This window comes from Taibaiella soli (assembly GCF_003236175.1).
Classification (GTDB): Bacteria; Bacteroidota; Bacteroidia; order Chitinophagales; family Chitinophagaceae; genus QKTW01.
Genome location: NZ_QKTW01000030.1, coordinates 1 through 14,527 on the forward strand (window position 1 = coordinate 1; position 14,527 = coordinate 14,527).

At 43.9% G+C, this 14,527-nt stretch carries 15 protein-coding genes; 5 read left to right on the top strand and 10 right to left on the bottom strand.

Annotation, left to right across the window (positions count from 1 at the left end; translation table 11 throughout):
• Positions 1–756 precede the first annotated feature (756 nt).
• The 4 genes from DN068_RS21335 to DN068_RS21350 all read left to right on the top strand — a co-directional run bounded on the left by DN068_RS21335 (position 757) and on the right by DN068_RS21350 (position 4,433).
• On the top strand, positions 757–1,185 hold the full coding sequence (locus DN068_RS21335) for a helix-turn-helix domain-containing protein (RefSeq protein WP_111000988.1): 429 nt from the start codon (positions 757–759) through the stop codon (positions 1,183–1,185).
• 75 nt (positions 1,186–1,260) lie between these two features.
• Positions 1,261–2,142 carry an AbiJ-NTD4 domain-containing protein gene (locus DN068_RS21340; RefSeq protein ID WP_111000989.1) on the top strand — a complete coding sequence of 294 codons (882 nt, stop codon included), beginning with the start codon at positions 1,261–1,263 and terminating at the stop codon, positions 2,140–2,142.
• A 499-nt stretch (positions 2,143–2,641) separates the two neighbouring features.
• Complete coding sequence (gene mdh / locus DN068_RS21345; protein WP_111000990.1) at positions 2,642–3,580, top strand: malate dehydrogenase; 939 nt, start codon at positions 2,642–2,644, stop codon at positions 3,578–3,580.
• 163 nt (positions 3,581–3,743) lie between these two features.
• A complete protein-coding gene (locus DN068_RS21350; RefSeq protein ID WP_111000991.1) occupies positions 3,744–4,433 on the top strand; it encodes a porin family protein in 690 nt (229 codons plus the stop codon).
• A gap of 491 nt (positions 4,434–4,924) precedes the next feature.
• On the opposite strand, the gene DN068_RS21355 is transcribed toward DN068_RS21350, so the two are convergent.
• From DN068_RS21355 to DN068_RS21375, 5 genes are all read right to left on the bottom strand, one after another.
• The gene (locus tag DN068_RS21355; protein WP_111000992.1) at positions 4,925–5,857 is read right to left on the bottom strand and encodes a DUF5777 family beta-barrel protein; all 933 of its coding nucleotides are present in this window, start codon (positions 5,855–5,857) and stop codon (positions 4,925–4,927) included.
• A gap of 45 nt (positions 5,858–5,902) precedes the next feature.
• The gene (locus DN068_RS21360) at positions 5,903–6,448 is read right to left on the bottom strand and encodes a YceI family protein (protein ID WP_111000993.1); all 546 of its coding nucleotides are present in this window, start codon (positions 6,446–6,448) and stop codon (positions 5,903–5,905) included.
• A gap of 116 nt (positions 6,449–6,564) precedes the next feature.
• On the bottom strand, positions 6,565–6,936 hold the full coding sequence (locus DN068_RS21365; protein WP_123985444.1) for a hypothetical protein: 372 nt from the start codon (positions 6,934–6,936) through the stop codon (positions 6,565–6,567).
• Between the two features lie 10 nt (positions 6,937–6,946).
• Positions 6,947–7,636: a hypothetical protein gene (locus DN068_RS21370; protein WP_123985445.1), complete on the bottom strand. Its 690-nt coding sequence runs from the start codon at positions 7,634–7,636 to the stop codon at positions 6,947–6,949.
• A gap of 19 nt (positions 7,637–7,655) precedes the next feature.
• Positions 7,656–8,057, bottom strand: coding sequence for an OB-fold protein (locus DN068_RS21375; protein WP_111000996.1), 402 nt, complete (start codon positions 8,055–8,057; stop codon positions 7,656–7,658).
• A gap of 182 nt (positions 8,058–8,239) precedes the next feature.
• Between DN068_RS21375 and DN068_RS21380 the strand changes: the two genes are divergently transcribed.
• Positions 8,240–8,842, top strand: a complete 603-nt coding sequence (locus tag DN068_RS21380) for a DUF4294 domain-containing protein (protein WP_111000997.1) — start codon at positions 8,240–8,242, stop codon at positions 8,840–8,842.
• Between the two features lie 159 nt (positions 8,843–9,001).
• Here the strand turns inward: DN068_RS21380 and DN068_RS21385 are convergent, their stop codons facing one another.
• The 5 genes from DN068_RS21385 to DN068_RS21405 all read right to left on the bottom strand — a co-directional run bounded on the left by DN068_RS21385 (position 9,002) and on the right by DN068_RS21405 (position 14,463).
• Positions 9,002–10,126, bottom strand: a complete 1,125-nt coding sequence (locus tag DN068_RS21385; RefSeq protein WP_207799087.1) for a fatty acid desaturase family protein — start codon at positions 10,124–10,126, stop codon at positions 9,002–9,004.
• A gap of 146 nt (positions 10,127–10,272) precedes the next feature.
• Positions 10,273–11,655: a di-heme oxidoreductase family protein gene (locus tag DN068_RS21390; RefSeq protein WP_111000998.1), complete on the bottom strand. Its 1,383-nt coding sequence runs from the start codon at positions 11,653–11,655 to the stop codon at positions 10,273–10,275.
• A gap of 30 nt (positions 11,656–11,685) precedes the next feature.
• Entirely contained in the window at positions 11,686–12,783 is a 1,098-nt protein-coding gene (locus DN068_RS21395; RefSeq protein WP_165836484.1) for an imelysin family protein, read from the bottom strand.
• Positions 12,784–12,793: 10 nt separating this feature from the next.
• The gene (locus DN068_RS21400; RefSeq protein WP_111001000.1) at positions 12,794–13,225 is read right to left on the bottom strand and encodes a Rieske (2Fe-2S) protein; all 432 of its coding nucleotides are present in this window, start codon (positions 13,223–13,225) and stop codon (positions 12,794–12,796) included.
• Positions 13,225–14,463, bottom strand: a complete 1,239-nt coding sequence (locus tag DN068_RS21405) for a hypothetical protein (protein ID WP_123985446.1) — start codon at positions 14,461–14,463, stop codon at positions 13,225–13,227. Before DN068_RS21405 ends, DN068_RS21400 begins: the two co-directional genes overlap by 1 nt.
• Between the last annotated feature and the right edge of the window lie 64 nt (positions 14,464–14,527).

The window sequence follows — 14,527 nt, forward strand, 5'->3', positions numbered from 1 at the left end:
ATATATAAACTCAATTTTGCAACGTCTCACTAACATTGAAAAATCTCTCGCAACGGCGCTAAGACACGATGTGTGTTATTCGCGCGCATGTCATGCCGAGAAACGAGGCATCCCACGATATATAAACTCAATTTTGCAACGTCTCATGACTTTGTCGCAGTGACAACCGGGTCACGGACCTGCCAAGTTAAGTTGCAAATATTCTGCGGTTATGAAACCGCATCCGCCAGAACGAAGTCGGAGACTTCGCTCAACTGGAAACGTAACTGTGATACATCAGAGGCGTATCTGAGATATATCGGGAACCTAACTACGATACACCAGAGACGTAACGGTGATACATCAGAGACGTATCTGAGATATATCGGGAACCTAACTGTGATACATCAAAGACGTAACTGTGATACACCAGAGACGTATCTGAGATATATCGGGAACCTAACTACGATCCATCAGAGACGTAACTACGATACACCAGAGACGTATCTGAGATACATCGTAAACGTAACTGTGATACATCAAAGACGTAACTGTGATACATCGGAGACATATCTGAGATACATCGAGATGTAACCCAAACCAGATAATCTCCCTGCGGGTCATTGCGATGAGGAGGCACGACGAAGTGGCAATCTGATTTCGCGCCAGGAAAAACACGGAGACTTCCCTGATTTCTCCAATCCTCGTCTTAACATGTTCGGTAGCTACTTTGCTAATTCCCGATTGCGTTTATATTTGTAAGAAATCACAACCGCTATGACAGCACATCGCATACATGTAGGCCGAAACATTAAACGTTTCCGTGAAATGCTGGGTATAAAACAAGAAAGCCTTGCTTTTGACCTTGGCGATGACTGGACGCAGAAAAAAGTTTCGCAGCTGGAAAGCAAAGACACGATAGAACCAGATATTCTGGAGAAAGTCGCGAAGGCATTAAAGTTACCAACACAAGCGCTTGAAAACTTTGATGAAGAAACAGCGATTCTGAATATTCAGAACAACTACGATAATGTGACGTCGCCTAGCAGTATCGCCAATACTGAAGCGAACGCGGAAACTATCAATGAAACAACGAACGTTGAGTGCACTTTCAATCCCATTGATAAAATCGTGGAGCTTTATGAGCGCATGCTGAAGGATAAGGAAGAGATGATAAAGAGGTTGGAGGAGATGGTGAGGAAATAAAGAAAATCGTAAATTTATACTGATGGGGTTGTCGTTGACAGCTCCATTTTACATTAACCTTACAAGTTTACTTACATGAGTTTTAGTCAAAGAATGGGCATTACCCCAGCTACGAAAGAAATCCAGCTTGAGAGTATGGATGATGATTTAAGAAATGGTCTTTGGAATATCTTCAAAACCAAAATTCTCAACCATTTAACTTTACGAAATTACACCGGCTCGGGACTTGAGGAAATTAATTACCACATATATCACAATTTCTTTAAAAAGCCAATTGACATCCACCCTGGTCCAACTAGCGAAAATCATACGCTATGGGAACTACAAAAATTTTACTTCAACGCTAACTGGTACGAGACATATAATTTTATCGAATTCAGCATAGAGCTTGTTTGCTGGCTCATTGACAGTGATGGATTCTATGAAGAACTCGACGAAGTAATAGAATCATACAATCATGTTCTAAAGCGAGAATTTTCAGGTTATAGATTTATTGAGGATAAAATTTGTCCCATAAGCAATGAACAGGAAATCGCAAGTCTGAATGAAAGCATAAACGAAACTGGCAATTACACCGCTTTGCGAGGGTGCAATCTTCATTTAAAATCGGCCTTACAGAAATTATCCGACAGAAACAACCCAGACTATCGAAATTCAATTAAAGAATCTATTTCCGCTGTCGAATCATTGGCAAAAATTATTTCCGGAGGTGCAAGAGACACTTTAGCTGCGTCACTAGATAAGATAAAAGGCAAACTGGACATCCACCCAGCAATGGAAAGAAGCTTTAAACAACTTTACGGATACACCAGTGACAGCGGTGGTATACGCCATGCGATGACAGAAGAAGGTACAAACGTTGATTTTGAAGACGCAAAATTCATGCTGATTTCTTGCAGTGCCTTTATTAATTATTTGATCGTGAAAGCACAAAAAGCCGGAATCACCTTCAACTAAAATTAGCCAACCGCGAAATCAGGTTGCCACGTCGTCCCCACAGCTTTGCTGTTAGGGGTCTCCTCGCAATGACCGACATTATAAATAGCCCGTTATGTAGTATGTTTTACGGGCTTAATGACACGAGTTATATAAAAATACGGTCATTGCGAAGACGACGAAGGAAAGCGCTGTTGCCATAGGGATGGCAACCTGATTTCGCGAAGGGGAAATTATCCACGCTGTTCGACATGTTAGCGCAGCGCATGTCGAACCACAGATAAAAGGGATTTCCAATCCCTCCCTAACCCACATTCCGCGGGCCACCTCCTTTCGTCGGCGTGACAACGAGTGTAACCATACAACTCTGAAAATCAGACCTCCACACTTCCCTCATTCAGCTTCAGGCTTTGGGCTTTAAGCTTTAAGAAGCTTTTGGCTTTTTGCTTTCAGCTTTTTGCTTTTATCTACTACCTTTGCCCCGTCAATTTTTCATTTATCACATTAAATAAATAATACAATGAAAGTTACCGTAGTAGGTGCAGGTGCCGTTGGCGCTACATGTGCAGACAACATTGCCCGTCTGGAACTGGTTGATGAACTGGTGATCGTAGACATTAAAGAAGGTTTTGCTGAAGGTAAAGCCCTCGATATCACCCAAACTGCTTCTCTTCTTGGTTTTGACACACGCGTAATCGGCAGCACTAACGATTATTCTAAAACTGCTAATTCTGATGTGTGTGTGATCACTTCAGGTATTCCGCGCAAACCAGGTATGACTCGTGAAGAACTGATCGGCACTAACGCTAAGATCGTTGAAACAGTTGCGAAAAACCTGCTGGAACACTCTCCAAATACAATCATCATCGTTATCTCTAACCCAATGGATACGATGACTTACCTCGCGCTGAAAGCTACAGGTCTCCCTAAAAACCGTATCATCGGTATGGGCGGTATCCTGGACAGCGCACGTTTCAAAACATACCTGCACAAAGCACTGAACTGCTCTCAGGGCGATCTGAGCGCTACAGTTATCGGTGGCCACGGCGATACTACTATGATTCCTTTGACTCGCCTGGCTACACTGGGTGGTGTTCCGGTATCTGAATACCTGAGCGCTGATCAACTGAAACAAGTTGCTGCTGACACAATGGTTGGTGGTGCTACACTCACTAAACTGCTCGGTACTTCTGCATGGTACGCTCCGGGTGCTGCCGGCGCAAGACTGGTAGAAAGCATTCTGCGTGACGAAAAGAAAATCTTCCCTTGCTGCGTAGCGCTGGATGGCGAATACGGTCAGAAAGACATCTGTCTGGGCGTTCCGGTAGTAATCGGCCGCACTGGTTGGGAAAAAATCATCGACTACAAACTGAACGCTGAAGAACAAGCTGAATTCCAGAAATCTGCTGACGCGGTTCGTAACATGAACGCGGTACTGGATACACTGGTAGACGCTTAATCGCTCCGCTGAACATACTTTAAAAAAGTCCTCCCAACAATGCTATCGGGAGGACTTTTTTATGCCCGTGAAAAACGGTTAAACTTCTACCTGTTTGCAGCATCTCAGAAAAAGAACAATCTTTATCGCTTAACTTACGTTATAAACTCCGGAATCTATTTCTATGGTACGTTCCTTTATCAAGGCTTTGGCTGTTTGTATGGTTTGCAGCACCGCCGCTTTTGCACAATCCGAACCACACAATTTTTTCGCTACGGACGACAGCGGCATTCCGAAAATATTTTTCGGTGGTTTCACCGTGGGCATGAACATGAGTCAGGTAGATGGCGATACTTATTCAGGTTATCATAAAGTAGGCCTGAATGTAGGACCATTAGTTTACATGCGCTTCAACGATCATTTTGGCGCCAGCATGGAATTATTGTTTTCACAGAAAGGATCGCGCGAACGCAATTATCAGGAAGACGCCGCCGGCGTGGGTTACGTGAATTCTTACGACATAAAGCTCAACTATGCTGAGATTCCCGTAATGCTCCACTATTTTTCTGATAAACGTTTCAACGCCGGTGTTGGTCTTTCTTACGGTTATCTTGTTTCCTCTAAAGAAGAAGCGGTGACTTACGCGCCGGTCAATCTCGACACAAGTATTTTCTCTTTCCGCAAGCACGATATTGAAGGCATGGTAGATGTGAACTACGAATTTTATAAAGGCTGGTTTATCGGCATGCGCTTTTCTTATTCGCTTACATCTATCCGCGATGGCGACCATATTCCACAAGCCTATGGTGGCGGTACTTTCGGCGGACAGTATAATAATTTGTTTACACTGAGATTGACGTACCTTATTAAGTAGGCAATTGTGAATCGTGAATGGTCAATATGGTCAAACGTGAAAAGTCAAACGTCAATAGTATTTTATCCACGCTATAAGTGCACCCACTCGCGTCGCTGCGACGGAGGAAGCAGCCTGCACATATTATGTACGGCTCATGCTTAAGTGCAGATGGCTAATCTCTGATTTTTAATTCTCTTTTGCAATCAACATTCCGCACTCCGGTTCGGCTGCGTTGCGTCGCACATTGCAACGACAGTGCAACTATTTAACACTCCCCGTTTTTATTTATAACACGAGCGTCACTGCGAAGAATGAAGCAGCCTGCACGTATTCAGTGCGACTTATACTACGTGCAGATGGCGTCGTACCTCGCCATGACGCGAGTAATAAACAAAAGAGGTCAACGTTCCGTTGACCTCTTTTGTTTATGTTTTTATGTGAGCATTCACCATTGACGATTCACCACTCACAAAATTCATTTGCGAGCATCGAACCTCAGACATCAACCACTACCACGCCTTACTTCTCAGCTCCTCCGTTCCTTTCGGTTTCACGACAGTGAATACGCGGGAAATGTTGAATCCGAAGTGGATATTGCCATCACCCCAGGTACCTTGCGTCTGACCGATGAAACTGCGTTCGGTAATGTAACGTGAGTTGGTAAACATCAGTTGGAATACGTGTCCGCCGGTTTCGATATCGATACCCAGAGACAGCGCATTATTTGAACCCGCAAGCGGATTGGCCACATAGTAATATTCACCAGTAACCGCTATACGATTCGATACTTTTATACGACCACCGATACCGCATGCAAACACATCGTTCGGATCTGATTTGTATTGCACCAGATTGTAGTGAATCAATGTTGGCATCAACTGCAAAGACAACCATCTGTTGAATTTGCGCGCGATGAAGAGTTGGTTGGTGTAATAACAGCGGTTAGAAAAATAATACGTCTGGCCAGAATCCAACACAGGCTTATCTCTGTCAGAAATAGACATAGAACCGAGATAGCTCACCGTTATCGGCATTCTATCATCAGTTGTCTGACGCAGTAATTTCACTTTTACAAAACCATCGTATTCTTTATCAAACGTAGTACGACCAACGCCCACCATCAGCCAGTCTGTAATACCGTAGTCAAAACCGATGCGCGTATTTGCGTCATCCAACCCGAAGAAGGTATGGAAGCCACCGCTCACATCACCGAAACGGTGCGAAATACGGAAATCAAGCACACCTGCACCCAGACTTTCAACAGTTTGTCCGTTGATGAGATGCGTGCTCTTAAAAGTTGCTGTGGTATAATCTTTTTTCTTGGGAGCATCTTTCTGCAACAATTTATCCAGGTCATTATTACTGGTGTCAGCTTGTGCATTTGACTGAAACGCAAGACAGCTGATAGCCGCTACCAGCGCCATTTTTAAAAATAGTTTCATTCTTTCAGTTTATTTCTGGGAAGTATTTCTTTAGTGATTTAATAACTAAGCTGGCTTCAGAACCGTATTGATGGTTACTTCAATTTGTTCTGCAATTTTCGAAGCAACTACAGCCGGAATTTTAATACCATAATCAGCAGGTTTTATGTTGAACTTCGCATCAATAGTAGCAGTACCGCCTTTTACTGTGATAGTACCCGGAACGGTAATATCTTTCGTAACACCGTGCATCGTCAGTTTACCGGTCACATTCGTTTTATACACCCCATCTTTTGCAAAGTTCACTGCAGACGGATCGGCGAGCTTTCCTCTAAATTCCGCCTTAGGAAACTTATCGCTCTCCATGTAGTTTTCGTTGAAGTGCTCCTGCATCAGTTCTTTTTCAAACTTGAAACTCTTTATAGGAACCTGAAAAACCACATCACCAGTTTTGCTGTCTACCGCTGCTGCTGATTCGTTGTTTACAGCTTCAATATTTTCAATCGGCGTGTGTGAATAAAAACTCACTTTACCGGTGCGTGTCATGTACTTCTGCGCAAATGCGGGAGCCGTCAGCACCAGCATGCAAGCTGCTATCAATAACTTCTTCATAGTTTTTCTATTTAATGATTTGTAAAGTTGTTCAATATGTAAAGTTGTCGTTGCGTGTAAAGTTGTTTTTCCAAAGTGATTAACCTTTTAACTTATCAACGTATCAACCTATTAGCCTAGTTATTCGGCCATCCGGCATCTACCCAGGTCTGCAGTTTACTGATCGTGCAAGCATCAAGCTGCGTAGTATTCTGCGGCATTGCGCTATAGCCGCTCTGATGTTTTACAGAACCCATCAGCTGCCCGCTCTGAGCAATATTGGCAACGCCCGTATAACTATCAAGCGCATAACCACCAGACGCTGTTGCCGCATCATGACAACCGCTTGTAGTACAGTTTGAGCTCATAATTTTACTGACAGTACCGGAGTAAGTCACATTACTTACATCGCAATTACCAATTGGGTACAACTCTTCGGCATGATCGTAATAGCAACCGGCAAACATCGCTGCCAGGCAAAGAATACCGAGAATATTTCGTTTTTTCATACTGTTATGCTTAGTTATTGGGTGCTCCTGCAGCTACCCATTTTTTAAGTTGTGTTATTTGACAATCCGATAACCCTGCTCCGGTTGGCGGCATGATTAGATAACCCTGTAAATGCATCGTCACATTCAGCAGACGTCCGTCAAGCGCCACCGTTTGTACACCGCTATAATTATCCAACGCTACATTTCCAGAGTTCGTGTGCGCATTATGACAACCGACGCAATAGGTTGCAATCAGCGGTTTAACGCCCATAGTATAGCTTATGTTATTACTGTCGCAAACCAGCGTACAATTCGTTCCATTCTTTGCGCCTTCATTGATCCATCTCGCGATCAGTGCTTTTTGCTCACTACTTAACTGGGGGTTGGGATACCAGGGCATGCTTCCGTTGGCTATGTCTTTATATATTAGACTCGCTTTCGCATCTCCGGTTACAATACCTTTAGCAATGATCGTTTCATAACTGGTAAAATTATAACCATCAGGTTGTGTCTGCGCGTCATGACAGCCGCTACGAGTACAATAGGTAATAAAAACAGGAAGGATATCCCGCTCAAAACAAATACCTGTATCTGGAACTACCTGCGTTGTAGTGTCTGTATTTAAACTCCCTGCTGGTTTCGGCAAATCATGTTTACAAGCCATTATACCAGCGCCAGCACACAAAACCAGCAAGCACGAAATTAATCTTAGTTTCATCTGTACGTCTCTTCCCTTGCTATTTTACAACACAGTCGGTCAGTTTCACATCTGACACAAATCCTGAGCAAAAACCTTTCAGTGTAACAGTATTACCCTTTGCCACCGTTTGATTTTTATCGCGCATGGTACACATTACGCCGCTCATTATATCGTCTGAAGCCAGGATCACAGCAATGCCGCCTTCCTGGTTTGTATCAATTGATGCAACAGTACCGTTCACTTCCAGCACTTTGTTCAGATACTTAGTGTTCGCAGCATTTTCATCGGTAGAATAATCTTTGAAAAGCGCAACCGCTGTCACCGGAATGCCTTTCGCATCTTCTGCTTTAGGATGCGGTTTGTTCCACATCCGTACACCTACAATTATCACTATGACCACAATTCCCAACAGCACCAGCAATATGTTTTTCTTTTTCATTATTCCTGATTGAATGGTTAAATATAAAGATCGGGTCTAAATTGTAAACGTAAGTTACGCACAATAGACAGCTTGTACCAAAGATAACGTTTGCATGTATCTACTTTTACTTTTTGTTATTACAATATGATGACAAAAAAACGGCACAAAATTTGCGGTTATATTTATACAAGATTTGTACTATGAAAAAAGCGATCGGAGGCATATACGTAGCAATCAGCGTTTTTGTTTGCGCGCAGGCAAAAGCACAGCAAAGCCAACCCGTTCAAAAACCTACGGATACCATTTTGTCCGTGACATTGCCGGTTACCGATGTCTATGCTACACGTATTATGAGCGATTCCATGCGTTGGCGTTACGGCCAGCTGATTGAACGTGTGAAAAAAGTAATGCCTTACGCAATTAAAGTGACCGAAATGTATAATTATGCAACGGCAACCTACGGCGGACCCGGTGAAAATGTAAAAGCTAAAAGAAGGTATTTTGATGAAATGGAAACAAAGTTGCGGGAACGTTACAAAGATGATTTAAAAAACCTCACCGACATGCAGGGCTTATTGCTTGTAAGACTCATCAGCCGCCAGACAGGAGTTACTACTTATGATTTAGTGCACGAATATCAAAACGGGTTTTCGGCCCTGAAATGGCAAACATGGGGAAAAGTGAATGGTTATGACCTCAAGAAGATGTACGATCCCACGGAAGATCGCAACCTGGAACATATATTGACGAATATGGGTTATCCGCTGCCTGTTTGGTTTGGCGGCGTGACGGATTCGCTTTAGCAGGTTGAAAGGTGATGCACTGCTATGTTGAAATGTTCATATGATGCAATAAAACAGAAAGGGTTTCTCTGCGGAGAAACCCTTTCTGTTTTTCTAGAGACGTCGCATGCGACGTCTCTACAATATCGCGACGTATTAACTTATTAACCTATCAACATATTAACTACGTCCCAACGCCTTCAGCATCATTCCGTGTTTGTAAATCGCACCGCGGAATGTTGGAACTGATTGGTATTTCAAGCCAAATTCATTTGCAGTACCTTCTACGATTTTCGCCAGCGCCGGATAATGTACGTGACAAACATGCGGGAACAAATGGTGCTCGATCTGAAAATTCAAACCACCGATAAACCAGGAAACCAGTTTATTGTTTTGTGCGAAATCCACTGTATTCAACAACTGATGGACTGCCCAGCTGTTTTCCATCTTACGATTGTCATCTGGCGCAGGAAATTCTGCTTCTTCCATCACGTGCGCCGGCTGGAAAATCACAGCCAGAGAAAAACCGGCAATGACATGCAGAATCAGGAAACCGAACAGTATGTGATACCATGCTACACCAGAAAATAGCAGCGGCAATACAAGAATGTAACCAACGTAAAATACCTTCAGCAAGCTCAGTTTCAGTACTGCCTGTTTTAATGTCAGTTTCTCTTTTACCAGCAAACCATTTTTCTCATAGCGCAACAACAGTCTGTAGTCTTTAACCGTGATCCAATACAGGTTCATGATACAATACAACGGCCAGCAATACAGGTATTGAAAACGATGGTATTTTTCCAACGGTTGGTGCGGAGACATACGCAGCAGCTTTGTACCTTCAATGTCTTCATCCAGACCAGCAAGATTGGTATAAGTGTGGTGCAAAATATTGTGTTGAATGCGCCAGTTCGGAGCAAAACCACCTAGAATGTTCAGCAATCCACCCAATGATTTATTGACAAATTTATTCGTTGAGTAAGCACCATGATTAGAATCGTGCATTACAGAGGTACCGATACCCACCAGACCTGCGCCCATCACAATCCATGCTGCGTAAAACAACCAGAGATGCGAAGCCAGTGCTCCGGAAATAATCGCAATCAATGGCACAAAATACATAGAAACCATCGCAATGGTTTTAATGCGCATTTTGGTATTTGCGTGCGTAGAAATGTTCTTTTCTTTGAAATATTCGTCCACACGATGTTTGATCGTGTCCTGAAAACTCGGCGTGCCTTTTGGAGCAAACTTCACTATCTGCTTTTTACCGGCAGAAACCTCTTGTACTGTATGTGCAGCCATGCGTTATACTGATTTAAACTTCAACTAACTACCTGCATTTCCTGCAATCAGTATAGCCTGGTTTTGATATAAAAAACCCGGGCTTTTACACCCGGATCCATGTAAAGTCCGCTAAGATAGTTCAAATTCCTTTAAACTGGCGGCCTTTAGAGCGACTTTAGGAAAGTAATAACAGCGTCACGGTCTGTTTTACTGAGTTGTATAAAGTTATTTTTTGCTTTATCTGCTTCACCCCCATGCCATAATATCGCCTCTTCAATGGTCCGCGCTCGTCCGTCATGTAAATAATAAGGAGTGCCGTTCGTTTTTTCAAAAAGACCAATCCCCCACAAAGGCATGGTACGCCATTCTTTTCCGGTTGCCAGGAAGTCGGTGTAATTATCAGCCAGATCATCGCCCATATCATGCAGTAAGAGATCCGTGTATGGATGAATACGCTGATTGGACGCAGAAGGTAATGTCATGTCCACGCCGGTTTGAATGGTTGGTTTGTGACAACCAGAACAATTGAGCTGAGCAAACAATTGCTGTCCTCTTTTCACTGTTGGATCTAATACATCCCGACGCGCCGGCACTGCCAATGTTTTAATATAGAAGATGACCGCATTCAAAGTGCTGTCCGGCAAATCCGGAGCAGCGTTCAAATCTTTTGCATTCATCTGCGATTGTCCATAACAACTTTTCTGTGGTTGAATAGAACTAGTGACACCCATATCCTGCTGATAAGCGGTGGCTACCTGTACCGCAATCGTCGATGTATTTGCTTTCAGGCCAAAACGACCTAATTCTGTTTGTTTCGTCTGAGGATTGTACACGTAGTTTGCTTTGCCCGAAATTCCATCACCGTCCGCGTCATTCTCATCAATAAATGCGAGAATCGTACCTTCCTGAATCGTCGCCAGCAGCCCCAGACCAAATACCGGCGGCGCCAGACGCGGCGAAAGATTACAAGCACCGGTTACTGGCGTATACAAACTCTGCATGGTGTAGGTTGGCTTGCGCAAATGCGTTATTGTTCCGTCCGGATAGGTAACTGCTACATCGGTGTAAGCAATACTGATCCTGGCCTCAGGCGTTACACCCTGCAGTGCCTGATCTTGTATTTGGCCGCCGTAACCGGGCATTGGCGCAGGTCCGCCGTGTTCATTGGCCCCCAGAGTACTGATGCGGAACAATAAAGAAGAGCGAGCATCGCCCGCTGTGGGTGTGCCTTTGCCATCATTATGATGACAAGAGATACAAGACACATTGTTGAAAATCGGCCCCAGCCCGCCAAAAATAGGAGCCGGAGACGATACAAATGTTTGTTCAAAAGCTACATCACCTGCTTTCTGTACATGTGCATCACGCCCCGAAAGTCCATCTACGGCATGCGTAAACGCTTTGGAGGTTGCATCGAAGACAGTTGCCAGACCGCCACCGCTCAAACGCTCATCATAACCATCGTCATTAAACGTTTCCGCTTTGCGGCACATACTGAAACCAGTGATGATGGCAACAATGCAAAGCAGTACAGAAAGTTTTTTCACTTCAGTTTTATTTTATCTTTTCCCGAAAAATTAATCGGTAATATTCGTTTTGATAAACGGCTCCAGATCGTTTTCCAGTGTATTTTTCAGATCGTCGAGCGCAGCCATCGTGGCCTGAATCTGCGTACGCTGAGCAGCAATCGCCTGACCATAAGGCAATGTGATGTTATCGAAAGAGCTTACCGCTACAGCAATTTTCGTTTGAATATTATTGTCCAGAGATTTGTTTTTAGCCGCTACCAGATCCTTCAAGCCTAAACCGCTTTTGCCGTTATAAGTGCCCAGGTACACGTTCTGCAAACCAATCAGGTTGTTTTTAAAATCGGCAATAGAGGTACCCGCATATGGAGATTCTACCAGAAACGCTGCCAGTGCAGGTTCCGTCAGATAAGCATCGTACGGATCTTTCATTTTGCTGGTTCCTACTTCTTCACAGATATCCATCATACCACCAATGATTGCCAGATACACGTCTTGCTTCTTCGTATATTTTGTGCTACCTGCACCTGCTGTAATGACTTGCTGCGCGTAGTTTTCAGGCGCCGCACTCCAGCTTGAATACAGTGAAGTACACGTGTTTTTCAGATCTTCTGCCAATGCCATCATGTACTCTTTTTCTTTCGCAGTGAGATCTGCCGCTGTTTTGTTTCCATCTTTACCGAAGATCACATACTCAATCGGGTGATAACCGCGCAGCGACAAAGTATAATTCTGTACGTCAGCAACTGTAAACGCGCTTGCATTTGCCATCAACGAATCCATCTGATTATAGTCTGTAGGCCATGTATCCATATTCGGATCGTAGTCATTGTCTTCTACCGGACCAAACAAAAAGCCTTCACACTGCTCCCAGGTTCCGCGCATTTTTTTCCAGGCATCACGCGCTGCACTCAGATTTGCGTCAGTTGCACTATTGTTCAGCGTCTGCAATTTTGCATACAGATCATCAGCCGAAGTTTTCAGATCACTGTAACCAGCCACGGCAACGTTATTGGTAAAATCAGCCAGCACCTTAGTTTTCAGTGTATTGAAATCTGTAGTGGCACTGCCGTTGTTGTCGTCTTTTTTATTACAAGCTGCTAGGCTCAGCAAACCGGCAGCAGCGAGAAGGATAACTTTGTTTTTCATGTTCATTTATTTATTCGGATATAATTATGGTGTTCTGATTAATGATTGCTTTATACTGAAGGAGTGGCGTCTCCGCCGGACCTTTCACTACCTTCCCGTCTTTATCGTACTGGCTGCCGTGCATGCTACATGTAAAACCGCTTCCCGTTATAGAAAGCTGATTGTCCATGTGCGTGCATTTCATCAGCATTGCGGCAAACGTTCCATCCTCTTTCTTGTGCACTGCCAGATCATAATCCCAGCCTTTTACCCGCACAATCTGCAAAGTGGTTTCATCAAATAGCGAAAGCGGAATCTCCAGTTGGTTCTGATCATTGACTTTGGTCTTGTAATATTTATCATTACCGGCCTTAGCTGTATTGATCATTCCAGGCAACATCAATCCTGCTGCGCCTAAGAGGCACAGTTTACAAGACGCTTTGACAAATTCTCTTCTTTCCATTAGAACGAATAACCGATACCGATGTTGAGGAATGAATTATTCTGTTTGTATGGCAATTGATTTGGCGGCGGATTAATATTCAACATTGGATTTTGTTCGCCGGTATGCATCAAACGAACGTCTGCTTTAATCACAACGTTTGGCAAAGGCAGATAACTAAACCCTGCAATGAGATGTGATTGTTTTAAAGTACCATCGTAAATACCTTCCGGCGCAGATGGAATAGATGCATTCAGGTCCATAAGCTCATAACGAGCAAAAGCTACCAGCTGAGCCGTCTTCTTACGGAAATGCAGGATGTCATAACCAAGCTCTGCATAAGCGCCATAGACACCCGTCGCAATATTCTGCGCATAAGCGGCATTGATTTTACCTGCGTCGGGATACCCGATATAAGCACCTAATACTTTCGCGGAAATTCCTTTGTGGTTGTATTGTACATCCGCTTCACCGAGATAAACTGGTGTTCCCATTGGGCCACCATCAAGGGTTAGACTGTCGGCAGCACGTTTACCCAAACCAACAGTGCCCCCCATATAACCAGAAAGCTGAAATTTGAAATCACGTACGTTGTATTGTACTGCTGCAGTGATGGCCAGATTGTTTGCCATCGCCATGCTACCTTCCGCGCGACCGTCACGAATACCAGTACCGTGTGTGAAATCTGCAGAATTCAATCCATTCATCAATGCCACGCTATAATTGAGCGGCATATTACGAGAACGGCCATAGAAGCCAACGCCAAGCTCGCGCCAGGTAGCCGGAATAACCCAGGTTTCTACCATTGGACGCTCTACGCCGTTGAAGTTTACGGGAAGGTGGTTTTCATTCAAAATACCGATACGTGGAATGAACAAACCGGCAATGATGTATTGATGCGGATTGAGGTTGAACTTAAGAAAGGCCTGCTCCATGGCAATCTCGCCTTTTGTTTCGTTACCTACTACCAGTGCGTTTTCTACCTCGAGTTCGGAGAAGAATGCGATCTTTCTGCTGAACTGATGACCGACGAATAACACCGCGCGTTCCAAAGTAGCAATTGAAGTCTGCGCATTGGAATTGTGTTGGTAATAAGCGCTGCCGTAGCCGGAAAGAATTGTTTTTTTATCGCCTACACCACCGGCGTGAAGAGAGTCTTCATTTGTCAAAATCTGTTGCTGGGCCTGCGTTCTGAACTGTGCGAATGCTGCGTTGCAAAGAAATGAAAGTGTAAAAAAGAGTAGAGATATCTTTTTCATAATGCTGAACCGGCAGCAAAGGAACTGTTATAAAAGCAGTTGCATTTTTTGAAAAAGAAAAATC